At 41.8% G+C, this 23,630-nt stretch carries 21 protein-coding genes; 13 read left to right on the top strand and 8 right to left on the bottom strand.

Translation table 11 applies throughout. From position 1 onward, the window contains the following. Nucleotides 1-96 precede the first annotated feature (96 nt). Nucleotides 97-525, top strand: coding sequence for an energy transducer TonB (locus IRQ78_RS07775; protein WP_194441764.1), 429 nt, complete (start codon nucleotides 97-99; stop codon nucleotides 523-525). Nucleotides 526-594: 69 nt separating this feature from the next. On the opposite strand, the gene IRQ78_RS07770 is transcribed toward IRQ78_RS07775, so the two are convergent. Both IRQ78_RS07770 and IRQ78_RS07765 read right to left on the bottom strand, forming a co-directional pair. Continuing rightward, nucleotides 595-3,636 carry a carboxypeptidase regulatory-like domain-containing protein gene (locus IRQ78_RS07770; protein ID WP_138601976.1) on the bottom strand — a complete coding sequence of 1,014 codons (3,042 nt, stop codon included), beginning with the start codon at nucleotides 3,634-3,636 and terminating at the stop codon, nucleotides 595-597. A 378-nt stretch (nucleotides 3,637-4,014) separates the two neighbouring features. Further along, the gene (locus IRQ78_RS07765) at nucleotides 4,015-4,860 is read right to left on the bottom strand and encodes a MurR/RpiR family transcriptional regulator (protein ID WP_194441763.1); all 846 of its coding nucleotides are present in this window, start codon (nucleotides 4,858-4,860) and stop codon (nucleotides 4,015-4,017) included. A gap of 337 nt (nucleotides 4,861-5,197) precedes the next feature. Between IRQ78_RS07765 and pbp4b the strand changes: the two genes are divergently transcribed. Both pbp4b and IRQ78_RS07755 read left to right on the top strand, forming a co-directional pair. After that, nucleotides 5,198-7,645: a penicillin binding protein PBP4B gene (gene pbp4b / locus IRQ78_RS07760; protein WP_194441762.1), complete on the top strand. Its 2,448-nt coding sequence runs from the start codon at nucleotides 5,198-5,200 to the stop codon at nucleotides 7,643-7,645. A gap of 94 nt (nucleotides 7,646-7,739) precedes the next feature. Then, nucleotides 7,740-9,116: a Na+/H+ antiporter NhaC family protein gene (locus IRQ78_RS07755; protein WP_138601972.1), complete on the top strand. Its 1,377-nt coding sequence runs from the start codon at nucleotides 7,740-7,742 to the stop codon at nucleotides 9,114-9,116. Nucleotides 9,117-9,414: 298 nt separating this feature from the next. Here the strand turns inward: IRQ78_RS07755 and IRQ78_RS07750 are convergent, their stop codons facing one another. Then, nucleotides 9,415-10,551: a PQQ-dependent sugar dehydrogenase gene (locus tag IRQ78_RS07750; protein ID WP_194441761.1), complete on the bottom strand. Its 1,137-nt coding sequence runs from the start codon at nucleotides 10,549-10,551 to the stop codon at nucleotides 9,415-9,417. Nucleotides 10,552-10,837: 286 nt separating this feature from the next. Between IRQ78_RS07750 and IRQ78_RS07745 the strand changes: the two genes are divergently transcribed. Then, entirely contained in the window at nucleotides 10,838-11,584 is a 747-nt protein-coding gene (locus tag IRQ78_RS07745) for a hypothetical protein (protein WP_194441760.1), read from the top strand. A gap of 402 nt (nucleotides 11,585-11,986) precedes the next feature. Here the strand turns inward: IRQ78_RS07745 and IRQ78_RS07740 are convergent, their stop codons facing one another. The 3 genes from IRQ78_RS07740 to IRQ78_RS07730 are packed head-to-tail and all read right to left on the bottom strand — an operon-like array spanning nucleotide 11,987 to nucleotide 13,781. Further along, nucleotides 11,987-12,586: a hypothetical protein gene (locus tag IRQ78_RS07740; protein WP_194441759.1), complete on the bottom strand. Its 600-nt coding sequence runs from the start codon at nucleotides 12,584-12,586 to the stop codon at nucleotides 11,987-11,989. Then, the gene (locus IRQ78_RS07735) at nucleotides 12,576-13,127 is read right to left on the bottom strand and encodes an RNA polymerase sigma factor (protein ID WP_194441758.1); all 552 of its coding nucleotides are present in this window, start codon (nucleotides 13,125-13,127) and stop codon (nucleotides 12,576-12,578) included. The genes IRQ78_RS07740 and IRQ78_RS07735 overlap by 11 nt, the downstream gene beginning before the upstream one ends. A gap of 6 nt (nucleotides 13,128-13,133) precedes the next feature. Then, nucleotides 13,134-13,781: an energy transducer TonB gene (locus IRQ78_RS07730; RefSeq protein WP_194441757.1), complete on the bottom strand. Its 648-nt coding sequence runs from the start codon at nucleotides 13,779-13,781 to the stop codon at nucleotides 13,134-13,136. A gap of 106 nt (nucleotides 13,782-13,887) precedes the next feature. Between IRQ78_RS07730 and IRQ78_RS07725 the strand changes: the two genes are divergently transcribed. The 3 genes from IRQ78_RS07725 (at nucleotide 13,888) to IRQ78_RS07715 (ending at nucleotide 15,470) form a co-directional block, all read left to right on the top strand. After that, the gene (locus IRQ78_RS07725; RefSeq protein WP_054551273.1) at nucleotides 13,888-14,394 is read left to right on the top strand and encodes a DUF3087 domain-containing protein; all 507 of its coding nucleotides are present in this window, start codon (nucleotides 13,888-13,890) and stop codon (nucleotides 14,392-14,394) included. 65 nt (nucleotides 14,395-14,459) lie between these two features. Then, the gene (locus IRQ78_RS07720; protein WP_194441756.1) at nucleotides 14,460-14,981 is read left to right on the top strand and encodes a hypothetical protein; all 522 of its coding nucleotides are present in this window, start codon (nucleotides 14,460-14,462) and stop codon (nucleotides 14,979-14,981) included. 39 nt (nucleotides 14,982-15,020) lie between these two features. Further along, nucleotides 15,021-15,470: a low molecular weight protein-tyrosine-phosphatase gene (locus tag IRQ78_RS07715; protein WP_054551275.1), complete on the top strand. Its 450-nt coding sequence runs from the start codon at nucleotides 15,021-15,023 to the stop codon at nucleotides 15,468-15,470. A gap of 25 nt (nucleotides 15,471-15,495) precedes the next feature. Here IRQ78_RS07715 and IRQ78_RS07710 read toward each other — a convergent pair whose 3' ends face one another. Next, nucleotides 15,496-16,569: an energy transducer TonB gene (locus tag IRQ78_RS07710; RefSeq protein WP_194441755.1), complete on the bottom strand. Its 1,074-nt coding sequence runs from the start codon at nucleotides 16,567-16,569 to the stop codon at nucleotides 15,496-15,498. 456 nt (nucleotides 16,570-17,025) lie between these two features. Here IRQ78_RS07710 and IRQ78_RS07705 point away from each other — a divergent pair, with 456 nt between their 5' ends. From IRQ78_RS07705 to csrA, 6 genes are all read left to right on the top strand, one after another. Then, nucleotides 17,026-17,652 carry a GTP cyclohydrolase II gene (locus tag IRQ78_RS07705; RefSeq protein WP_054551277.1) on the top strand — a complete coding sequence of 209 codons (627 nt, stop codon included), beginning with the start codon at nucleotides 17,026-17,028 and terminating at the stop codon, nucleotides 17,650-17,652. 78 nt (nucleotides 17,653-17,730) lie between these two features. Next, the gene (locus IRQ78_RS07700; protein ID WP_194441754.1) at nucleotides 17,731-18,525 is read left to right on the top strand and encodes a BPSS1780 family membrane protein; all 795 of its coding nucleotides are present in this window, start codon (nucleotides 17,731-17,733) and stop codon (nucleotides 18,523-18,525) included. Next, a complete protein-coding gene (locus IRQ78_RS07695; protein WP_138601891.1) occupies nucleotides 18,525-18,977 on the top strand; it encodes a regulatory protein RecX in 453 nt (150 codons plus the stop codon). Before IRQ78_RS07700 ends, IRQ78_RS07695 begins: the two co-directional genes overlap by 1 nt. A gap of 17 nt (nucleotides 18,978-18,994) precedes the next feature. Continuing rightward, nucleotides 18,995-21,595 carry an alanine--tRNA ligase gene (gene alaS, locus IRQ78_RS07690; protein ID WP_054551280.1) on the top strand — a complete coding sequence of 867 codons (2,601 nt, stop codon included), beginning with the start codon at nucleotides 18,995-18,997 and terminating at the stop codon, nucleotides 21,593-21,595. A 6-nt stretch (nucleotides 21,596-21,601) separates the two neighbouring features. Beyond that, a complete protein-coding gene (locus IRQ78_RS07685) occupies nucleotides 21,602-22,819 on the top strand; it encodes an aspartate kinase (protein WP_054551281.1) in 1,218 nt (405 codons plus the stop codon). 93 nt (nucleotides 22,820-22,912) lie between these two features. Beyond that, complete coding sequence (gene csrA, locus IRQ78_RS07680; RefSeq protein ID WP_036970495.1) at nucleotides 22,913-23,104, top strand: carbon storage regulator CsrA; 192 nt, start codon at nucleotides 22,913-22,915, stop codon at nucleotides 23,102-23,104. A 26-nt stretch (nucleotides 23,105-23,130) separates the two neighbouring features. On the opposite strand, the gene IRQ78_RS07675 is transcribed toward csrA, so the two are convergent. Then, nucleotides 23,131-23,598 carry a YcxB family protein gene (locus IRQ78_RS07675; RefSeq protein WP_054551282.1) on the bottom strand — a complete coding sequence of 156 codons (468 nt, stop codon included), beginning with the start codon at nucleotides 23,596-23,598 and terminating at the stop codon, nucleotides 23,131-23,133. Nucleotides 23,599-23,630: the final 32 nt, after the last annotated feature.

Genomic DNA, 23,630 nt, shown 5'->3' with positions numbered 1-23,630 from the left:
TAACTAGATAAATAACAACGAGGCGCTTGCCTCGTTTTTTATATTTCTAAAAATTAATTGTGGTATGTTCAGGGACTTGATTTATAAGGATATACCATGAAAGTTCATTTAATTGCTGCATTTTCTTTACTCACTGGCTGCTCACAACTCCCAAACAGTGCAACAAGTAACTCAACCGATTTGCTCGACCTTCGTGATGATAAAAACGCAGCAGAGCAGCTGTGGACACTTAAACATGCAACAAAGCCCAACTATCCTCAAGCTGCTTTAATATCTAAGCAGACAGGCTGTGCGCGCTTTATTATTACTATTGATAAACAAGGTAATACCACCGATATCCGTTTTGTAGAGAGCTTCCCTGAAGGGTTGTTTGTCGATGTGTCGCGAGAGTCACTTAAACATTGGCTGTGGCAGGCAAGTAAAAGTAACAGCGAGTCGCGAGCGATAACCCGAACGGTGCAGCTAGACTACTTCATGAAAGAGGCGGCTAATATAGATGCTGCAAAAGCATTTTGTACAATTTAAGCTTTGTCTTTTACTTTTTTTGAGGCATAAAAAAGGGCCGCAATAGCGGCCCCAACAGGATTGATTAACTTAGAACTTGAAGTTAACTGAAAGCTGCAAACTACGCGGGTTATAGTAACTGCGTGATTCACCATAGTTTTCATCAAGTACATATGGGTTTTTGTTGTAACCTGTTTGGCGGTTAAAGACATTAAATATATCTGCGCGGAATTGTAATTCCATATCACCTGAGAACTTAAAGTCTTGGGTGTAGTTTAAGTCAAGTTGCCAGTGACTTGCTGTTCTTCGAGAACCTGCAGGCTCGGCATAGCGGCTAACATGGCTGGTTGGATAACCATACATAGTACCATCCCAGTTTTCCCAAGCTTGACCAGATTGGAATACAAAGTAAGCACCAATGTTTGCTTCCCACGGCACAGTGTAGTAACCATACACTTTAACTTTATGTGGCTTATCACCGGAAAGAGTCCCGTATCGGTTATCCCATGAGTAACGACCGCGACCATCACCATAGTATGATGAGCCGATAAAGTTATTTGCATCATTACTTGTTGTGGTATTGTCTTGGTCGAAATTACCGTAGTAATGGCTCCAAACATATGAAGCATTGATGTAGCTGTTTTCACCTAAGTATTCAGCTTCGATGCTGGCTTCCCAATATTTGGTTTCACCGCCATCGACTTCAGCAATCACATAAGAAGAACCACCAATTTCATCGCGGATTTCATCTAGGTTATCTACATATAAACCTTTATCTGCAATATGTTGCGGTACGCCATCAGCATCAACGCCAGAGTAGTCAGTTAAGCGTGCCGTGTTTGGCATATCTTCCCAAAAATGCATACCTTTACGGTGACGTACGTGAGCACGTAATACTAAATCAGAACCCACGTATTTAGTGGTACCAAGCGTGAACTCATTAATTCGACGAGGCTTCATGCCTTCTTGGAATGCTTTACCTGACGAGCCGCGTCGAGGTGATGCAGAAAGAATATTACCTGATTCATCAAGTAGTAATTCAATTTCAGCGCGAGTATTACGATCCCATGAAGCTGCACGAGCCAAAGAGCTTGCTTCAGGGTTATAAATAGCAAAGTTCGCAAATACTGAATCTTCGCCAGAGTATGTCCAGGTTGCACCTAAACGAGGTTGAAGCATATCACTCCAATCTGTTTTATACATTTCGTACTTATTTCCTGGAGCCAACTCATAACCTGAAACGGTTCCTGACTTCGCTTTTAAGCCTTGTCCGTACCAAGTATCTTGGCTCACAAGTAAACCGATATTATAAGTCCAGTCACCATGCTCAATAGTATCGTTTATTTCGAAATTGAGGCTGCGCATTTCAGAATCGATACCTGAGACTGTGCTTCCATCTTCAGTTGCCAGACTCATTTGTTGTACATGTGCTCTATATATAGCGTCGGCAGGGTCAAAGCCCTCAGTGTCTGCATCAGCATCGACTAAACCGCCAAGGTAAGAGATGCGTCCCCAGCCATTTGATAATCGGGTAAGTTGCTCTTCACTTTCTTCCCACTTAGCACCAAAATGAAGCGTGTGGTATGTGTCACCCCAGTCAAATTCATGCTCTAAGCTAATTTCAAACGAATCACGATAGAAGTTAATATTGTCATATTGTGAATAAGCGCCAACTCCACCACCGCCTTTTAACACTCCATCTTCCGTGTAACCGTAGGTATTAATTAATCCGGTAGCTCCAGCATTGTAAATAGCAATTTGTTCTTCAGTGAAGCCTTCTTCAGGATCATAGTCTCTAAGGCTTGGTACCGAGAAGTAACCCATCTGAGTAAGGTTGTTAACATCAAGCTGACTATTTAATGAAGGTACGACACTCAACTCTGTATCTGGTTTCGAACCTGTTTCTAATTCAAACTTACTGTATTGGAATGATAGAGTGGTTGCAGAGCCTAAAATCCAAGAGCCATCCAAAGTAAAAATATCTTGGTCAGCTTTACTACCGACAGATACACTGTCAGTTTCGTAAGCGCCAATTGAATCACCTTTAACTTCTTTGTCGGATGTACGTTGTGAAATATTAATTAAAATATCGTCAGTTGGCGCCCAAGTTAATTTACCAAAGTATTCATCACGGATACTTTCATATTCTTTAACGCCACCATAGGCAGTATCTTTATTCGAGCGAGTTTCTTCTGGGCGATAATAAGAGGTATAGAAATATAAGGTATCCTCAATAAGTGGACCGCCTAAACTTGCTGTTAACCAGCTTTTATCGAGCTCATAGCTTTCTTCACCAACAGGTGTTGCAACAAAGCTTTTTGGTTGTACTTTGTACTCTACATTGCCGTGAAACTCGTCAGTACCTGATTTTGATACGGTGTTGATTGAGAAGCCGCCTGAGCGGTTAAAACCAACCGCTTTTGCACCACCGCGGTCCATAGTAACGTAAGCAACGTCGTGAGTTGATGGCTCTGATGCTAAGTTACCAAACATTGGCATTGAAACATTTACACCGTCAAATCCATAAGAGTTATCAACCCCAGAACCACCCGCTGACGGACCTAAAATTGTATTTGCCGAAAGCTCAACACCCGGTACAAGTTTTAATAGGTCACGATAATCTTGACCAACAGGCACGCTGTTGATTGCTTCTTCACCTAATGAGTTAGTTAGTGCAGACTTACCTTGGCGGAATAATTTACTGCCGGTAACCGTGATGACTTCAACGTTTTCGTTAGCACCACCCATAGTGACGTTTAGGCTCGAAGTTTGTTCAAGTAAAACATCCACAGTCATGGTTTGAGTTACACCGTTTTTATCGGTGAAAGTCAGTTCATAAGTACCCGGTTTTAATTGTGGTAAGTCGTAGCTGCCGTCTTCTCGTGTAACGACAGTACGTGGTTTTGGCATCACATTACTTTTTGCTGTAACGGTGATTCCCGCCAGTGACTGCTGTGCTTCTGGTGATGATACCTTACCTTTGATCCCCCCGGTTAGATTTGCAAAGGCTGGCGCGCTGGCGAGTGCCGCGGCCATAACAACACCGGTTAAGGCTGTTTTCTTTGCGCGAAGTGCATTGCTAGTCGCTTTTGCTATATAGCTCATTGCGAGTGTGGATGCATGTTGTTTCATTGTTTCCCGTCCTTATATTTATATGCTTTGCTGGACTACTTACCCAATTGAGACTTATGAACTTTAAAATTATGTTGCCCATATATTAAACAGGTGTTATTGGATGTGGTCAAGAATATTTTTTTATTTCAAGTTGTTCTTTTAGGAATAAAATATATAACCGATTTTAGGTAAAGCTTAGCAATGGCTTGCCTTAGCGAGTGGCTAATTTAGTGTTAGCAAAACTTTGTAAGAAATTATGACTTTTTGGTCAGTATCTTAGCTAAACGAGTAAATGATTTAGAGGGTAAAAATGTATTGTTAATTACAAATATAAAATAGACACAAAAAAAGCAGCCTAAGCTGCTTTTTAGTATTTTAGTAACTTTAATGAAGAAATTAGTTATTCTTAAATTCGCCAACAACTTCATTAGAATGTTCTAGTAACTTACGGCCTTGACGGCTTGATTGCGTTAGGGCTATAAACAAAATATCAATGACAAAATCTTGTGCCGTTCGCGCTAAGATTGACGATAAACGTACAGACTCACCCTCAGCAACCGAGTAAAGTTTTACATCAGCTGAGTCGGCAACAAGGCTATTGCCAAATTTTGTCACTGAGATCACCGAGCTTGAATTTTTCTTGGCTTGCTTAACGACTTCGGCAATTTCGCGAGTCATACCTGATTCACTAATCGCGATGACCAAATCACCTTTCGAAAAGGTCGCAACATACGCAAGTTGTGCATGCCCATCTGGCTCTGCAATCGCAGGCATACCGAGTTTTTGTAATTTATAAGAAAAATCTTTTGCAACCAGCGCTGAGCCACCTAAACCACAAATCAGAATACGTTTTGCTGATTTTAATAGCTCTACCGCTTTTTCGACGGCAGGCGCTTCGTTGAGGTTTTTTGTTTCGGTTAACACCGCCAATTTACTGCTTAATAGTTTTTCGGCGATTTGCTCTAGCGAGTCATTCAGGGTGATCTTGCCATGTAGCTTAGGTTCGCTCGTTTCATCGTTAAGGGCATCAATTACCGCAAGCTTAAAAGCAGGGAAGCCTTTATAACCTAACTTTTGCGAAAATTTCACCACACTCGATTGGCTTACACCAACCACTTTTGCTAGTTCAACCGATGATAAATTACGAATCGCATTCGCTGAATTTAACGTAAAGTCAGCAAGCTTAGCTTCGCTGCTCGATAGAGATTGGCGTAAGGCTTTAATTTTTACAAAAGTAGACATAGGGCTCACTTTGTTTGCTTAACTTAGTCAAAACGCAAAGCGATGGTTCTATTATAAACACAGGGCTTGGGCGCATTGTTTGCTTAACACGACGACTTATTTTTGTTTTAGCAGACCTAAGTTTGGAATATTTTTCTTAATTTAGATGGAATAATATAGTTTTATTCCATAATAGATACAACACTAATTATTGAGAAAGCCCTATTTTTAGTAACTTAGCGATAATGTATGCTTTTTATTCTTTAAATGTGAAATAAAATATTTTACATGTTAAGTGGGTGTTGCTACTGTATTGCTGAGAATCGTCAATGCTTAAATCATCAGGTATGAATCTGTTATGAGTTTTACCCCTTTGAAAACATTACTTAAACAGCTGTGTTATCTCAGTAGTGCGGCATTATTAGTAAGCTGTGCCAGTAATCCATATACCTACACACAATCAGCTAATTACAGCCATCGTGTTAAGTTTTTAGTGATGCATTACACCGCTATTGATTACGAAAAATCAATGCGTGCGCTCGTGGATGAAGGGGGATTGAGTTCACATTATTTATTACCCGAATCAGGCGATCCTAGTTACCCAAAAGATGATTTAGAAATTATTCAGCTAGTTGATGAAAAAGATAGAGCATGGCACGCCGGACGCAGCTTTTGGCAGGGCCGAGAAGATTTAAATGATCATTCAATTGGTATTGAAATAGTGAATGTACCAAGCTGCCATATTCCGGAGCAAACTAAGCTTGCGATGGAAAATGACGCCAGCAAGTTATGTATTTTTCCTGACTACGACGCTAAGCAAATAGAGCTACTAATCAAGCTAAGCAAAGATATTCTTGCTCGTAACCCAGATATCGGCCCAACTCAAGTTATTGGCCATTCTGATATTGCTCCAAGCCGAAAGAACGACCCAGGTCCGCGTTTTCCTTGGTATCAACTGTATAAAGCAGGTATCGGTGCGTGGTATGACAGCAACACCGTTGATAAGTATTGGCAGTTATTTAGCGCATCAAAACCTTCTGTTGAATTAATGCAAAAAGCATTGCGTAGTTACGGCTATGAGGTGATTGCAACGGGTCAGCTTGATTCGCAAACGCTCGATGCCCTAAGTGCTTTTCAAATGCACTTTTTGCCTTGGCATGTAAGCGGTAATAGTGATGCAAGAAGTGCCGCTGTGCTATTTGCATTACTAGATAAGTACTTTCCTAAAAAGCTTGAGCGGTTATTTAAAGAATATCAGCAGCAACAGCAAGCGGTTGAGTCTGCGCCAAAAACACTGGCCAATGCACAAGTTGTAGCGCGTATTCCGGCGCTTGATCCGAGTAGCCGCGCGCTAGTGAACGACAGAGGCACTTTTATAGCCTATAAAGGTCGCGGTGAAATCATCATAGAAAATCAAGATGCAACCAGTGCTGATATTTTCATTAATGGTGAAAAAATTAATATTGCCTCACCATTAACAGCCGAAAAAATATATCAATACAGTTTAGCTAAGCGCACCCGCGATGGCATTAACACTTATAAGGTAGAGAATGTGTTGCCTGAAGGGGCAAGCTTAACCTTACGTTTTCCTTACCCAACGCTTGATACAAACAACAGTCAAAAGCGTTTTAGTGCCGTTGATGAGTTAATTAATCATGAGATTAAAGAGGGCTTTCCGGGCGCAGTACTTGCCGTTATTAAAGATGGCAAGTTGATCAAACTAAGCCATTATGGCGCGGCTAAAAAGTACCATGCTGATGGCAGTGAGCTTGCAAGCCCACAAGCCATGCAAAACGATACCTTGTTTGATATAGCTTCAAATTCAAAAATGTTTGCCACTAACTTTGCACTGATGAAGCTTGTCAGCGAAGGGAAACTCGACGTAGAAAAGCCACTGTTTTATTACCTACCAGAATTTAGAGGCAGCGGTCGTGAACAGCGTTTAGTAAAAGATTTACTCACCCACAGTGCGGGTTACCCAGCAGTGGTTGATTTTCATCGTAAGGACAATAAATTTGGTGAGCGCTTTTTTTCTCAAAACAGCCTGCGTACTAAAAACCTGTTATTAACAGGCGTGCCTTTTGTGGCTGGTCGTAACGTAAAACACCTATATTCTGATATCGATTATATGTTGCTTGGTGTATTAGTTGAGCGTATCAGCGGTATGGCGCTCGATACCTATGTTGAGAGCCAAGTTTATCAGCCGCTTGGTTTAACACATACGGTTTATAATCCATTGCAAAAAGGCTTTTTAGCTTCACAGATTGCCGCTACTGAGATTAACGGCAACACCCGAGGTGGTCGCATTGAGTTTGAAAACATTCGAACCAATGTACTGCAAGGTGAAGTACATGATGAAAAAGCCTTTTATGCTTTAGGTGGTGTAGCGGGGCATGCGGGGCTATTTAGTACCGCTGGTGACTTGTCCGTACTTATGCAGGTGTTACTCAATGGTGGCGGTTACGACAACAAACAAATTTTTACGCCACAAGTACTTGAGCAATTCACAAACTCCCAAGCAAGCGATGAGACCTATGGGTTAGGGTGGCGACGCGCTGGGCATCAAGCGCGCAAATGGCATTTTGGCCCTTATGCTAGCCCGCGGGCTTTTGGTCATACGGGCTGGACAGGCACTGTAACCGTTATTGACCCCGAATACGACCTTGCTATTGTACTACTAACCAATGCGCGTCATACCCCTATTGAAGGGTCGCAAGAAAATTACCAGTTTGTCGGCAAGCGTTTCGAAACAGGTAAGTATGGCTCTATTATCTCACTGATTTATGAGAGTATATTAAATCACTAGTCGAATTAAGTTGAGTTTGGTGGCAAAGCCATTAAGCTTAGCAAGTTTTCGCATAATAAAAATAAAATGTTGTTCTTAATTTAAAAGGGTTTTTATGTCTTGGTATTCAATTTTACCACCCTTGATTGCTATCTTAATTGTGTTTTGGCGCAAAGAAGTGATCATGGCGTTATTGGTCGCGGTTGCGTCGTCTGAGTTTTTACTTGCTCTGAATGGTGAAGGTAATACCTTGTTTTTCACCTTTATCAATACCATAGAGCGAGTCATTGAAGTTGCCAGCTCCCCTGGTAATAGCCGTATCCTTATTTTTAGTGTTCTAATCGGTGCTTTACTTGCCTACATTCGTGAATCTGGCGGTGTGGCTGCGACGGTTAATTTACTGATGAACAAAGGGGTTGCAAAAAGTAAGCGCCAAGTGGGTTACTTAACCATGTTCTCAGGTATTGCGGTGTTCATTGAATCGAATTTAAGTGTATTAACCTCGGGGATTTTATCGCGTGGTTTGTTTGATAAATTTAAAATGAGCCGAGCGCGCCTTGCTTACATTATCGATAGTACTAGTGCACCTGTGTGTATCTTAATCTTGCTAAATGGTTGGGGCGCTTATGTGTTGGGCTTGCTTGGCAACTACGAAATGGAAGAGTCAGCTGTATCGGTATTATGGGGCAGTATTGGTTATAACTTCTATGCCATTATCGCGCTACTTATCGTGTTTTATACGATTACTTTCGACAAGGTACATGGCCCATTAAAGCAAGCAGAAGAAAATTTTGAACAACAAGAAACGGAGCTTGCAGAAGAAGTCAAAGGCTCAAAAGCGCGTTACATGCTTGTGCCACTTATCACTTTAATTGGTAGCATGGTTGGCTTTATGTTCTGGACTGGCGATGGCGATATTGCCAGCGGCAGCGGCTCTAAATCAGTACTGTATGCAACTATTTTAGCTTGTGTTGTGGCTTACTTTTTAATGATTAGCTCGCGTGAATTTACGCATCATAAGCTGGTTGATATTGGCTTTAAAGGAATGGGTGAGTTACTGCCATTAGTGTCTATTGTATTACTTTCACTCACTTTAGGTGCAAGCTTAAAAGACCTAGGTACGGGTGTGTTTGTAGCCGGGCTAGTCGGTGATTTCTTACCTATTTACTTGGTTGTGCCAGTGCTGTTTTTAACGGGTGCAGTAATTTCATTTACCACAGGTACCTCGTGGGGCACATTCGCAATACTTATTCCAATTGGTGTACCGCTCATTCAAGCATTAGGTTTACCACCTTCATTGGTCATTGCTGCTATTCTAGGTGGTGGTGTGTTTGGCGATCACTGCTCGCCAATTTCAGATACCAGCGCGGTATCGGCCATTGCATCAGGGTGTGATTTATTAACTCACGTAAAAACCCAAATGCCATACGCTTTATTCGGCGGTGCGCTAACTTTTATTGCTTACCTAGTGACGAGCATAATTGTTTTATAAGTAATAGCTTTAAGCCTTAAGTTATAAGTAAAAAACCACAGAGGAGTCTGTGGTTTTTTATTGCTTGTAACGTAAGTCGTATGTTCAAGTTTGATAGCCGTCAGCCGTCAGCCGTCAGCCGTCAGCCGTCAGCCGTCAGTTTGAAAGCTGATGGCTCGTTGAACCATCGCGCGAAATAAAATTCACGCCTACGGTATTCCTTTACTCTTTCCCCTTGAAACTCGCTACCTTGTATTAAATCTGATAGCTGACGGCTGAAAGCTCTGAGTGTGTTGGGTTTCGCTTCGCTCTATCCAACCTACGATTTAGGTACAACCTTATAAACACCGACACCATCAACACCAAGATATAAATCACCATTAGGGTGAGTGGCAAGGCTGCGCACGCGACCTACACCTTCAAATACCTTGCTGTGGCCTGTTACTTTGTCACCATCAAGTTTCACCAACACAAGGTGACCAAACTTCATCGAACCTACGGCAATTTGACCTTGCCACTGCGGGTATTTATCGCTGGTGATAAATTCCATTCCAGAAGGGGCAATGGAAGGCACCCAATACCAATCAGGTTGTTCCATTCCCTCGCGACTGGTTTCGTCAGTAATTTTTGTACCAATGTAGTTGATCCCATAAGTGATCTCAGGCCAACCATAGTTAGCACCTGCTTTAACTATGTTGATTTCATCGCCGCCACGGGGGCCATGTTCATGACTCCATATAACCCCAGTTTCTGGGTGCATCGCCATACCTTGAGGGTTACGGTGTCCATATGAATAAATGCTTTTATGAGTTGTTTTATGGTTATAAAACGGGTTTGATTTAGGGATAGAGCCATCGCTATTGATACGGTGAATTTTGCCTGCATCATAGTTAAGGCTTTGTGGGTGAACGTCCCTTTTGCCACGGTCGCCAATAGAGAAGTACAAGTAACCTTGTTTATCGAACTCAATACGCGAACCATAGTGTTTTGTTGTTTCAATATTAGGCTCGCCATCAAACAATAATTGCTGATCGATAAGAGCCATATCTTTAAAGCGGGCGCGCATAATCGAGGTGTTATAACCCTCACCATCGCCTTCATAGCCCGAGTACGAAAAGTAAATCCAGCCATTGTCGGCAAAGTTCGGATCAAGCTCTATGTCTAATAAGCCCCCTTGACCTTCATCATGTACTTTAGGTGTGCCTTTAACTATTTGCTCAACGAGTTTGCCATCACGAATTAATCTAAGCTCGCCACGTCTGTCGGTAACGAGTAAGTCACGCTCGTTAAGCCAAGCCATACCCCACGGAATTTGAATTCCTTCACTTACTAATTCTAGTTTGTAGTCATTAGCGCTAGCATCCAGAGGGATCTTTTGCTCCGGCTGAGCGCACGCTTGCAAGCTCGACAAGCTAATTGAGGTAATGATTAAACTGTTAAACAAAGACCTTTTCATGGTAACTCCATAATATTTAAACACGATGTTACTAGCCTAGCTGGTTCAGCATTAAATTGTTATTAACATTAGAGCAATGTGCGATTATTGGTAGGAAAAGCGAGGTAAAGAGTGGAGTATTAGCCGTCAGCCGTCAGTTTGAAAGCTGATGGCTCGTTGAACCATCGCGCGAAATAAGTTTCACGCCTACGGTACTCCTTTACTCTTTCCCCCTTGTAGCTCGCTAACTTGTTTTAAATCTGCTAGCTTAGCGAGTTCTTATTCTTAAAAGGATTTAACCAGTCGTATGAAGTCAGAAAAGTTTTTTAAATGGGTGTGGAATGTTAACGGCCTAATTTTACTTATGGGCTTAATCATTGGAGCTGCAGCAATAGGGTATAATTTTGTTGCTTACTTACTAAAGTCCGATAACCATGTTCAGCAACAAACACTAAACTTAGCTGAAGATGAAAAGCAGCAAGAAAAGTGGAAACTGGGTTACCCCCGTAAGGTCGAGGGGAGTGATTTTTACTTTATCCCGTTGGAATCAGAAAAACTGGATATCGAGGTGAAAGCTGATGTAACAGTTTACAATAATTTTAGCGGTGGTTATAAATACAGACCTACGCGCTCAAAGAACATTTTGTTTCTTAATGACAAAACCAATCACGCCAAGTGGCTATTTAAAACAACGGATCAGTTGATCATAGAGTTTGGTGCTTTAAGCCATAACGAAGAGTTTGATACTCGAGTTTACAATGAGCAAAAAGCCAATGCTCCTAAGGCCGTTTCTTACGAAGTTATCAAAAACGATACCAACAACGACAAACTGCTCGATGGCAAAGATAAGCGCACCTTCGCGCTAAGCAAGATTGATGGCTCAAACTACAGCGAAGTTATTTCAGGTTACAACCGCATTGTAGAGTCTAACCTCAACGCTGAAGGCAATTTATTCGTTGTATTTATCAACAACGATGAAGTTTACTCTATGCTGGTAGACTTAGATACATTTGAAGTGATTAGTAAAAGCATGTTGCCGAAGGTAGGGGAGTGAGATTGATATTGATATTAGGGATCAGATGTCAGAAGAATGATCTGACATCTGAAGACTAACTACGTGGGGTAAACCAGCTGCTACCTAAAAACTTGCGACTTTACTCTTGTAACTCGCTAGGTTGTTTTAAATCTGATAGCTGAAAGCTCTGAGTGTGTTGGTTTTCACTCCGTTCTAACCAACGTCACGTAGGTCGTCATTTATGGCGAAACATGTTTTATCACTCATACGTGGCGGGCTAAAGCCCGACTTACAGCCGCATAAATTGAGAGAATCGCGCGAAATAAATTTCACGCCCACGGTACTCCTTTACTCTTTCCCCTTGTAGCTCGCTAACTTTTTTAAATCTGACTGCTCTGAGTGTGTTGGGTTTCGCTACGCTCTACCCAACCTACGAGCTCGCTAACTCGTACAATTTTCCGCCTCATGGGTCAGTTGTTTGAGTGCGATGATTTGGCCTTGTTTGTTCTGGTCTAGGGCCAGTAGGTCACCTTGGTGAATATGTGTATCTAGGGTGCCGTGTTTTTGTAGTTCTTCAAGGAGTGATTGTTTAATTTGTACTATGACATTTTGCTCGCAGTCGGCGATATACCAGTCGTTATCAACACTGACTAGACGGCCGGTGAAGCTGGTGCGGGCTTGGTGATTGGCTAATGCTTGTTGGTAGTTCGCATCTAGGTTTTGTTTTTGTTGTTTAAGATTACTCACATAGCTGCCTTTGGCGTCGAGTTCGTGTACCTCAAGCCATTGATAATCTGATAAATCCACGGCGTAAACATCGGTTAATTCACGGTTGTTGTATTGCAGCATGACAAAACCAAGAATCGCTAAAGCAGCAAAAACACCGGTCATTTGTAGGCCTAAAAAGCGCTGTGGTCTTGGCGTTGCTGAGAGTGGTTTTTGCATGTGTGAAAGCTCATCGCTGCTTAAGCTGTGTTCTGCCTTACGTTTTTGAAAATGTGCTTTTAAATCAGTATCGAGTTGCTCGTCGTTACGCTTCATGATGGCCTCCTAGTTGTTGTTTCAGGTTTTGACGGGCATATCGCAGCCGAGTTTTAATGGTCTCTGGGTTACTTTGTGTGATAGCTACAATATCATCGAGACTAAAGCCTTCTTGTTGTAAGGTCAGCGCTTCACGTTGTACAAAGCTAAGCGCCATAAGTGCTTTATCAAAGGCTTCATAGTCGTAGTGATAACTTGCATCCTGAGATTCGGTAAATAGTTGGTTGTCTTCTAATTCAACGAACTTTTGCTGCTTACGAAATTCATCAATTAATAAATTACGAGCTAAGCGAAAAAGCCACGCTTTTGGGTTGTTTTGATCATTGTAAAAGTCGCGTTTATCAATAACTTTTAACCAGGTTTGCTGGCATATATCAAGGGCAAGATCTTTATCACTTTGTGTAACTAGATAGTGATAAAGATCGTTCCCGTATTGAGCAACGAGTTGGTTAAGGTAACGGTTGTCGCCCGTTTTGGCATACTGCGCCAAACAATCTGTGTTTGGCTTGTCAAATAACCATGTCTTGATGCTCATTAGCATAGGCAGTTATCCATCTATTTTAAAATCAAGTTGAACGCTTTGGTTTGTTTGCAATTGTGCCACACCTTCAACAACTTTAGGGCGATATTTCCAACGTTTAATCGCGCGAATTGCTTCACGGTCAAATACCCGTTTAGGCTCAGCATCAATTATAACAGGATCAATCACTTCACCAGTCGGTGAAATACTAAAGCTAATTTGCACCCAACCTTCAATGCCGTCGCGAGCTGCTACCGGAGGGTACTTAGGGTTAATACGCACAATTGGCGTTGCATCTCCTGTTGGTTGATTAATAGTTTTGCTCAGTGTGTCGCCAATGTTATCGAATGTCATTGTTGGTGTTAAATCAGCTACCACAACTGTTTCGGTCGTATCAATGGTTGGCCGCGGTGGCACTTTTGGTGGCATTTTTGCAACTGGCGGTGGCGGCAGTGTTTGCTTTACTTGTACTTTTGAGTCTTCCGGTACTTCATAAATTTCAACCGTGATGTCTGGGCCTGTTTCTACATCGGCTCTTTGCTCAGCAGAAATTAAGTACTGCATAAATGCAAATGCTGCAAAGGTCATGACACCACCACCAATAATTGCTGCGGTTGTCTTTAAAGCAGCATTGCTGTTATTCAAGCTTGCTGAGTTTAGTGGTAAAGTATGCATAGCCGTTCCTCTTTGGATAATTGCTTTCATAGCTAAAACGGCTGGCAAATAAAAAAGGGGTGAAATTTTTTTCACTTTTTATTTTTCACAAGTTTTTTAGGTTGTTATGAAACTTATTCAAATAGATAAAGCCCGTTACCGTAAACATTTAAACCAAGTAATTATTGCTTGTGTAATTGCTTTAGCCGTTGGCAGTTTAGCCATTTCACAAACGTTGATAGCGTTATTTCCTGATCCAAGCGGTAGCCATTTTCATTGGAACCTATTAGGTGTTGTTGTGTGTAGTTTGCTGGTGGGCTTTGTGCTTAATAAGTACCGTAATCATGATTACATGACTGAAATTGTCTATGTATGGGAGCTTAAAAAAGCGCTGAATAAAATCACCCGTAAAATGCCAAAGTTAAAAGCAGCAGGGCGTGAGGGCAATGCCGATGCTTTATTAGCAATTCAATACAGTTATGCGGGGTCACGTTTGTTATGGCAGCTTGATGACAACACTATTACCATGGATGAGTTGGCAATTAAGCAGGCTGAGCTTGATAGTGTTGCGCAGCAGTACAATTTAACTTTAGATGTTGATAAGTATGACGAAAAGATACTAAATCAATACTAAAAAGTTGTCTTTGTACCTATTTTGCTTTATTTTTTGTTGCGTCAAAATTTTAAAGATTGTGAACAATGAAAAAAATAACACATACAGTTGTCTCGTTGCTGCTACTATGCCCCACTTTTGCTAGCGCTAATGATATTAGTTTTTCGATTGGTGGTGGCTATCCGTACTTTGTAATACCTGAAGTATCTGTTGCTAGTGCTGACTTAAGCCAGCGTTGGTATGGCAATTATAAGATAGGCCTTGATGATGGATTTGCTGTGGGTTTTGAGCAAGCTATAAGTGATAATAATAAACATGCAATCGGCTTGCTGGTTGGCGCATTAGGAAACAGAGAAGTAGATACTCAGTGCGATGAATCTCAAAATAGCGATGAACTTACAGCAGCATTTGCCAACGCAATTGGTTGTGCTCTCGCTGAAGCGTTTGATGAAGAAACCACTAATGGTATTGGGCTTAGTTACAGCTATAATTTCAGTGGCTTAAACCAAGACGGTTGGCGATTGAGGTTTGAATTAGGGTACGGTGAAGCCTCAAGCGATGATGATAAACGTGTTGATGGTGGTATCAACTTGAGTTATGAGTTTTAAGCAATTTTTTGAAGCAAATAATAAAGGTGGTTCATTTTAATGAAGAAGATTTTGATTGTTTGCTTAGGCAATATTTGCCGCTCACCCACAGCTGAAGCGGTGCTTCGTAGTCGAGCAAAGTCATTAGGTATTAATGTCAAAGTTGATTCTGCTGGCACCATTGGTTATCACCAAGGTAATCCACCTGATCCTCGCTCAAAAGCAGCAGCCGAAAAGCGCGGCTATAGTTTTAAAGGAATTTATTCGCGACCTGTGACTCAAGCTGATTTTTATGAGTTTGATTTAATCCTCGCAGCCGACAAGCAAAATCTTGCTGATTTAAAAGCCCAGTGTCCAGAGCACTTACAATATAAGCTGTCGCTATTTTTAAGTCATGGTGACGCAGGGGAAAGCGAGATCCCTGATCCCTACTATGGTGGCGATCTAGGCTTCGAAAAAGTACTCGATTTAATTGAGAACGCAGCAGATAAACTACTTAACAAGATATGATAGGGTCGCACTGCGACCCTGTTATTTAGTTGTTGATTTTAAAATTTAATTGCACCCGAGAAGTCGCAGCAATAGCTTGCCCATTTTCAAACTTAGGGGCATAACGCCACTGTTTTACTGCTTTAACAGCTTCTCTTTCAAATGCAGAGCCACCCTCAGAGCCAACCACAGTAATGTTGTCTACAAAGCCTGACGGGGTTACTTCAAACTCCATTACGACACTGCCATCTTCCATACGTTGAACTTTTGATTTTGGATATTTAGGATGTACGCGGTATAACGGCTCTTGTTCTTGGCTTTCTTTCCACGGCACCATTTTCGCAATCGCTAAGCAATGTTTAGTTGCTTCGTCGCTTTTACCTGTTTTTTCGTATAGGTGAACTAGCTTTGAATGGGCGTTTAATTCGGTTTGATGATCAAAGTCTAGCTCTTGATCAAATACGCTTACCACGTGATTTAAACGCTCAATGGCGGTGCTGTATTTACGTTGATTTTCTGCAAATGCGGCAACTAAAAAGTCAGCGCTAATACGATCGACAGCGTTATTGGGTAAATTCTCTTGATAGTAATCATCGGCTTCTTCAAGATATTTCTTTGCTGTGTAATAGCGCTCACCAGTGCCTTTATATGCAAGGATACGAGCGGCGGTCATTTTTGCATCTGCAACAAGCTTGGCGGAGTTTTGTTTTTCAGCAATGGCAATGACATCATCTAAATACGTATCTGCACGCTTAGCTGAAGGTGTTGATTCTGCCATGCCGATTAATGAGTCATACACTTGTGCACTGAGTTTACCGTGATTTTGTTCTAGTATTTCGTAGGCTGTACGATATAACTCAAAGCGTTGCTCTTGCTCGCTTTTATCTAGGCTGTTTGCATAGTTAATAGCAAGGTTCGCAGTGTTGTCGGCGCTTTCGCCATAAACTTTTTTGCCTAGTTCAAACGCTTTTTTTGCAAGCTCACTACTGTCTTGCTGATTTTTTACAGCGGCGACATAAGCGCGGTAGGTGTCGTTAAACTCTTGGGTGGTCGTTTCATTAGCCATGCTTTGCTGGCTAAATAAAAGTGCCATGCATAAGGCAAGCGAGCTCTTTGTCATAATATTCCTTATTATTTTGCCCTGAGATAGAGAAGGGAATTAATACTAGTTGATGATAATCATTATCATCATTAGGTGCAAGGTAGCAAGTTACACTCGCTGTGTCACTGTTGAATATTAAGATACATAGTATGTTTTTATTAACAATTTGAACAAGGTCTGACTGTTTATCGAGATTAAACTAATCTATTTTTTCGAATATTTTGAATGTGATTTTTTAAAACGCATTACAATTCAATTAGGTAGCTGTATGACGGCGAGTTTTCAAGTGTTTGATGAGCGCCACTAAAGCGAGGCGCAAAGCTCGTATCTTGGGGTGGTTTGAGTGTATAATACTTGAATTGCTGGTAACTGCCTCAATATTAGTTATCACTCGTCGTATGTTGCATCCTTACAACCTCAAGCTGTTGTAATCACATTTGCAGTATCGCATTTATTTTTTAATTTGGATTTGTCGTGGCGCAAGTAAGAGCAAGAGTCCAGCTGAATGTTGGCAAAAACAGTGATATCCCTGCAGAAATCGTATCTTTCAGTGGCTTAAATGATGGCCAAGAACATGTTGCTTTAGTGTTTAATCAAGCAGACACAGAGCAAGATGTTCCTTTAATTCGAATGCATTCAGAGTGTTTAACGGGCGATGTATTTCACTCTTCACGTTGTGATTGTGGTGAGCAATTAAATGAGTGTATCGAGATGATGCACCAGCAAGGTGGTATTTTACTGTATTTACGCCAAGAAGGCCGTGGTATTGGCTTATACAATAAGATTGATGCTTACGTATTACAGTCGCAAGGTATGAATACTTATGAAGCAAATAACCATTTGGGTTTTGCTGATGATTTACGTGATTTTTCAGACGCTGTATTAATGCTCGAAGCATTGAATCAAAAGCATGTTAAGTTAATGACTAACAACCCAAATAAGCTCAAAGCACTGCGTGATGCGGGTATTGAAGTTGATTCAGTGGTTGGCACTCATGCGCACATTAAAGCGGGTGTGGTAGGTAACCGAGCTTACCTTGAAACGAAAATCAAACATGGCTCGCACATGCTTGATATTAAAAAAATTAAAAAGCCTGAGTAAATTTCACAACAGGTGACTATAAACAAGCGGCGCACCCAGTTATACTCGGTGCGTTTTGTCGTTATTGAATGAGAAACTATGTCGATCGAAGTACGTATTTTTAAAGCTGATGCGGGCGTTAAATGGTTTAAAGCTGGGTGGGAAATCTTTAAGCTGCAACCTTTGACTTTTATTTTAATGCATCTGCTAATCGTGATAATTAGCTTTTTGGCATTGCTGCTACCTTTACTGCAAGTTGTTGGTGCATTTGTGACGCCATTTTTGATGGCAGGTTTTTATCAAGCTGTGCTAACAAAGCAGCAAGGCGGGACTATCAGCCAAGCTGATATTTTTAAGCCATTTAGTAATAAAGGGAACCGTATAGGTTTAGTGCGCATTGCCGTGTATCAGATGGCGGCAGGTATTTTATTAGCCTTACTGTCTAATTTCATTTTTGCAGATGCCTACGCAGTTATTTCGAGTCAAACTTTCGACCCACAAAACCAAACACATATTGCCGATTTATTAGCAAGCATTTCAATGGGGCAAGTTGCGGTATTTCTATTGGCGATCTGTGTGTATTTAACTGCTTTTGCCTATGCAGTGCCTTTGGTTTATTTTCAAAAGCAAAGCAATATGTTTCAGGTTTTAAAAACCTCATTCATGGTGTTTTACCATAATATGGCGCCACTTGGTGTTTATGGCCTAATTTGCGCTGTTTTAATGGTGATCTGTATTCCTTTATCGTTTATTCCACTATTGGTTTTAATGCCAATTTGTTACATTAGCTTCTTCGTGTCTTTTCAGGCCATTTTTATGCCAGTTGTGCCAAGAGGTGATGACCAAGCAAAAGCACCTGAAGCACAGTCACAATCAGGACGCTTTGACGCGTAATGGATGATAAAGAACAAAAGTTAAAGAATTACGTACTTTGGTTATTGTCCCGACAAGATTATTCGCGTCGGGATTTAACGCGAAAGTTACAGCAAAAAGAGGCGACACCTGAGTTTACAGAGCGCTTGTTAGATTGGTGTGAATCACACAACTTTATTAACGAACAGCGCTATTGCGAAGGGTTTGTACGCCGCCATTTAGCTAAGTATCATGGTGTAAAACGCATTCAGAGCGAAGCAATGGCAAAAGGGATAGATCGAGCACTACTAGACAAGACGCTCGAGGAGTTCGAAATCGATTGGTTTGAACTCGCAAAGGACGCATATTTAAAGAAGTTTTCAAATTCAGGTAAAGAACTCGACCAGAAAGAAAGAGCGAAACGTGTACGCTACTTGATGTATCGAGGCTTTAATTACGAACAAATTGATTTTGCAATGCAAGCACAGCAATAAACGGGTGAGATTTTCACATGCAGCATATGACTACCGCACAGATCAGGCAACAGTTCTTAGACTTTTTTGCCTCTAAACAACACCAAATTGTTCCTTCAAGCTCGCTGATCCCGGGTAACGATGCCACGTTATTATTCAATAACGCCGGTATGGTGCAATTTAAAGATGTATTTTTAGGTGCGGAAAGCCGCCCTTATTCACGTGCAACCAGCTCACAACGTTGTGTACGCGCAGGTGGTAAACATAACGACCTTGAAAACGTAGGCTACACTGCACGCCACCATACATTCTTTGAAATGCTAGGTAACTTCAGCTTTGGCGATTACTTCAAGCAAGACGCAATCAAATTTGCTTGGGAGTTTTTAACTGACGTTGTAAAACTACCGCAAGAAAAGCTCCTTGTTACTATTTATCACGATGATGAAGAAGCCTTCAACATTTGGCATAAAGAAGTGGGTCTAAGTGAAGACCGTATTATTCGCATTGCAACTAGCGATAACTTCTGGTCAATGGGTGATACAGGTCCTTGTGGTCCATGTTCTGAAATCTTTTACGATCACGGTGAAGAAATTTGGGGTGGTCCTCCAGGTTCACCTGAAGAAGACGGTGACCGTTTCATCGAGATCTGGAACCTAGTATTTATGCAGTATAACCGCCATGCCGACGGTACAATGGAGCCGCTTCCTAAGCAGTCTGTTGATACAGGTATGGGTCTTGAGCGTATCTCTGCAATTTTACAAGGCGTGCACTCAAACTACGAAATCGATTTATTCCAAGCGCTTATTGCAGCAGCGGCTAAAGTAACAAACGCACAAGATTTAGATGATAAATCGTTACGCGTTGTGGCTGACCACATTCGTTCGTGTGCGTTCTTAGTATCTGACGGCGTTATGCCGTCAAACGAAGGCCGTGGTTATGTATTACGTCGTATCATTCGTCGTGCTGTTCGTCACGGTAACAAGCTAGGTGCGAAAGGTGCATTCTTCTACAAGCTAGTTGCTGCGCTAATTGAGCAAATGGGTCAAGCGTACCCAGAGCTTGCTAAGCAACAAGAAATTATTGAAAAAGTACTGCGTATTGAAGAAGAGCAGTTTGGTAAAACACTTGAGCGTGGTCTGGCTATTTTAGAAGAAAGCCTAACTGACATCGAAGGTGATGTGATCCCAGGTGACTTGGTATTCAAACTGTACGACACTTACGGTTTCCCAGCTGATTTAACGGCTGACGTGGCGCGTGAGCGTTTCATGACGATTGATGAGCACGGCTTCCAAGAGTGTATGGCTGTTCAGCGTAAGCAAGCACAGCAAGCGGGTAAGTTTGGTGCTGATTACAACCAACAACTTAAGTCTGAAAAACACACAGACTTTAAAGGTTACGATGCAGAACATTACACAGGTACTGTGGTTGAACTTTTCTCTGAAGGTCAATCGGTTTCTGTACTTGAAGATGGTCAAGAAGGTATCGCAATCTTAGACCGTACACCGTTCTACGCTGAATCAGGTGGTCAGGTTGGTGACACGGGTGTGTTAAAAGTAGCTGGTGGTGAGTTTGTAGTGACTAACACCACGAAACTTGGTAATGCATTTGCACACCATGGTCGTGTACAAGGTCGTATTGGTACAAACGATAAAGCAGAGGCAACCATTGATGCAGCACGTCGCGATAGCATCAAGAAAAACCACACTGCAACGCATATCTTGCATGAAACATTACGCCAAATTTTAGGTGAGCACGTAAGTCAAAAAGGTTCACTAGTTGACCCTGAACGTTTACGTTTTGACTTCTCACACTTTGAAGCGGTAACAAAAGACGAATTACGTCAAATCGAGCGCGCGGTAAACGATGAAATCCGTCGTAACTTTGCGCTTGAAACTGAGCTAATGGCTATCGAAGATGCAAAAGCAAAAGGTGCGATGGCATTATTCGGTGAAAAATACGATGACGAAGTGCGCGTAGTAACCATTGGTGATTACTCAATCGAGCTATGTGGTGGTACTCACGTTAAGCGTGCTGGTGATATCGGTTTATTTAAAATCGTATCAGAAAGCGGTATCGCTGCCGGTATCCGCCGTATTGAAGCGGTAACGGGTGCTGAAGCAGTTGCTTATGTAAGTGAGCAAGAGCAACAGTTAAATGATGTTGCAGCGCTAGTTAAAGGTGATAGCAGCACAGTACTTGAAAAAGTAACTGCGTTACTTGAGAAATCAAAAGGCCTTGAGAAGCAAATTGCACAGCTTAACGACAAGCTAGCAAGTGCGGCAGGTGCATCGTTACTTGACTCTGTTGTTGAAGTGAACGGTATTAAACTGCTGGTTGCTGATGTTGCAGGTACTGAGTCTAAAGCACTACGCGGCATGGTTGATGACCTGAAAACGAAGATTGGTTCAGGTGTTATTGCCCTTGGTGTAGCTAATGGCGACAAAGTAAGCCTAATTGCCGGTGTAACTAAAGACTTAACAGGTAAAGTGAAAGCTGGTGAACTTGTAAATCACATGGCTGCACAAGTAGGCGGTAAGGGCGGTGGTCGTCCTGATATGGCGCAAGCAGGTGGTACTCAGCCAGAGAACCTAGCTGCAGCCTTAGAAAGTGTAACGGCTTGGTTAACTGAGCGTTCTTAATCACTAGTGGCACTTATCGTCCAAAAATTCGGTGGCACCTCAGTTGGCTCAATAGAGCGAATTGAGGCCGTCGCCGACCTTGTTGTAAAAACCAAACAACAAGGCCATCAAGTTGTGGTGGTGCTCTCGGCGATGTCGGGAGAAACTAACCGTCTAATTGAACTCGCTAAACAAATCGATTCTCGACCCAGTGCTCGTGAGCTTGATGTATTGCTAACCACCGGTGAGCAAGTGTCGGTCTCTTTACTCGCTATGGCTATTATTAAACGTGGTCACTCAGCGGTAAGCTTACTTGCTGATCAGGTCAACATTCGCACCGATAACATGTTTGGTAAAGCGCGGATTGAAGAGATTGCGGCGACTCGTCTAAAGCATGAACTTGAACATAACCGTATTGCTATAATAGCGGGCTTTCAGGGCCGCGATATTGAAGGCAATATCACCACGCTTGGTCGCGGTGGTACTGATACCTCTGCGGTTGAGATTGCAGGCGCTATCAATGCCGATGAATGTCAAATTTACACCGATGTTGATGGGGTATACACCACCGACCCACGTATTGAGCCTAATGCGCGACGTATGAGCCATGTCACCTTCGAAGAAATGCTCGAAATGGCTAGTCTTGGGGCTAAGGTACTGCATATTCGTAGTGTCGAAGCGGCAGGAAAATACAATATACCGCTCAGAGTGTTATCGAGTTTTAACCCGGATCAAGGGACCTTGATCAGTTTTGAGGAGCCGGATGTGCAAGCAAACATTGTGTCGGGTATCGCCTTTAATCGTGACGAAAGCTTGATTTACGTCAATGGCGTACACCAAGGAACGGAAAACCTTGCAAAAATTTTGAAACTTTTTGCAGAATTTGGCATCGAAATAGATATGATTAATCAAGTTAATCATAACTTTGAAAAAATAGACTATGCTTTTACTGTGCACACAAATGATTTTGAGCAAGCCCTTGAAATTTTGACCAGTAACCAAGATGGTATCAGCGCAGAATCTATTAAAGGGATCAGCAATGTTGCCAAGGTGTCTGCAGTAGGTGTAGGGATGAAATCTCACTCTGGTGTGGCAAGTTTATTTTTTAATGCCCTTGCCGATGAAAACATCAAAGTGATGCTTGTATCGACATCAGAAATAAAGATATCAGTTTTAATTGACGAAAAGTATTTAGAACTGGCTGTACGTGCGCTACACAAAGTTTTTTTAACCGAAAATGAATAAGATCTAGAGTTTTTACTTACTTTTAAGTCTAGATTTCATTAGAATGTTTTTGACGCGGAATCTTTTAATTTTTTGGAACATGGGAGCAAGAGAATGCTAATACTAACTCGTAGAGTAGGTGAAACCCTAATGATCGGTGACGAAGTAACAGTTACTGTTCTTGGTGTTAAAGGAAATCAAGTTCGCATTGGTGTAAACGCACCGAAAGATGTATCAGTACATCGTGAAGAAATCTACATGCGAATTCAAGCAGAGAAATCTAACCCAAATCCGGGCAACGTTTAATCAGCGACAGATATTTTAAGAGCCACTCACTGAGTGGCTCTTTTATTTAGTTCGGCTGTCATTTCATCATTTAGCGCTTGTTTAGAAATATATTGCATACCGCGCTGTGCCTTTAAAATATAACCTCGCTCAGTTTCAATAATCTCACTAATCTGTTGCCAGCTTAATTGGTAGCTTTTATGCGGGTTTTCGGCTTTCACCCCATCATCATCAAATACGATAGTCACTTCGCTGCCTGATGCACGGCTCATCATTTGTCTTGCGACCCACCATGGGCGCTTGTAATAAAACGATAAGCACTCAACGACGGCAAGCATAATCATAAAGCTACCAAGGTAATGGTTCTCTAATTGATAAAACGCCAATAAGCCTAAGGTTATTAACAATATCAACAGCGGGTATTTAGGCTTGGCTTGAGATGAATAAGGCAAAGACTCATCAAAGCATTCGTAATAATACGGTTTATCTAATGTGTAAGTTGTACTTAATGTCATTCGTGGGCTCACTTAATTTGCTGACAGCAGTT

It is taken from the genome of Pseudoalteromonas simplex, from assembly GCF_015278155.1.
In the GTDB taxonomy this organism is placed as follows: Bacteria; Pseudomonadota; Gammaproteobacteria; order Enterobacterales; family Alteromonadaceae; genus Pseudoalteromonas; species Pseudoalteromonas simplex.
Note: the sequence above shows the minus strand (reverse complement) of the source record. Positions and strands in the feature narration are given on the sequence as shown.

Coding starts and splice junctions, on each gene's coding strand:
- IRQ78_RS07775 (WP_194441764.1), top strand. CDS start 97: ATGAAAGTTCATTTAATTGCTGCATTTTCTTTACTCACTGGCTGCTCA.
- IRQ78_RS07770 (WP_138601976.1), bottom strand. CDS start 3,636: ATGAAACAACATGCATCCACACTCGCAATGAGCTATATAGCAAAAGCG.
- IRQ78_RS07765 (WP_194441763.1), bottom strand. CDS start 4,860: ATGTCTACTTTTGTAAAAATTAAAGCCTTACGCCAATCTCTATCGAGC.
- pbp4b (WP_194441762.1), top strand. CDS start 5,198: ATGAGTTTTACCCCTTTGAAAACATTACTTAAACAGCTGTGTTATCTC.
- IRQ78_RS07755 (WP_138601972.1), top strand. CDS start 7,740: ATGTCTTGGTATTCAATTTTACCACCCTTGATTGCTATCTTAATTGTG.
- IRQ78_RS07750 (WP_194441761.1), bottom strand. CDS start 10,551: ATGAAAAGGTCTTTGTTTAACAGTTTAATCATTACCTCAATTAGCTTG.
- IRQ78_RS07745 (WP_194441760.1), top strand. CDS start 10,838: ATGAAGTCAGAAAAGTTTTTTAAATGGGTGTGGAATGTTAACGGCCTA.
- IRQ78_RS07740 (WP_194441759.1), bottom strand. CDS start 12,586: ATGAAGCGTAACGACGAGCAACTCGATACTGATTTAAAAGCACATTTT.
- IRQ78_RS07735 (WP_194441758.1), bottom strand. CDS start 13,127: ATGCTAATGAGCATCAAGACATGGTTATTTGACAAGCCAAACACAGAT.
- IRQ78_RS07730 (WP_194441757.1), bottom strand. CDS start 13,781: ATGCATACTTTACCACTAAACTCAGCAAGCTTGAATAACAGCAATGCT.
- IRQ78_RS07725 (WP_054551273.1), top strand. CDS start 13,888: ATGAAACTTATTCAAATAGATAAAGCCCGTTACCGTAAACATTTAAAC.
- IRQ78_RS07720 (WP_194441756.1), top strand. CDS start 14,460: ATGAAAAAAATAACACATACAGTTGTCTCGTTGCTGCTACTATGCCCC.
- IRQ78_RS07715 (WP_054551275.1), top strand. CDS start 15,021: ATGAAGAAGATTTTGATTGTTTGCTTAGGCAATATTTGCCGCTCACCC.
- IRQ78_RS07710 (WP_194441755.1), bottom strand. CDS start 16,569: ATGACAAAGAGCTCGCTTGCCTTATGCATGGCACTTTTATTTAGCCAG.
- IRQ78_RS07700 (WP_194441754.1), top strand. CDS start 17,731: ATGTCGATCGAAGTACGTATTTTTAAAGCTGATGCGGGCGTTAAATGG.
- IRQ78_RS07695 (WP_138601891.1), top strand. CDS start 18,525: ATGGATGATAAAGAACAAAAGTTAAAGAATTACGTACTTTGGTTATTG.
- alaS (WP_054551280.1), top strand. CDS start 18,995: ATGCAGCATATGACTACCGCACAGATCAGGCAACAGTTCTTAGACTTT.
- csrA (WP_036970495.1), top strand. CDS start 22,913: ATGCTAATACTAACTCGTAGAGTAGGTGAAACCCTAATGATCGGTGAC.
- IRQ78_RS07675 (WP_054551282.1), bottom strand. CDS start 23,598: ATGACATTAAGTACAACTTACACATTAGATAAACCGTATTATTACGAA.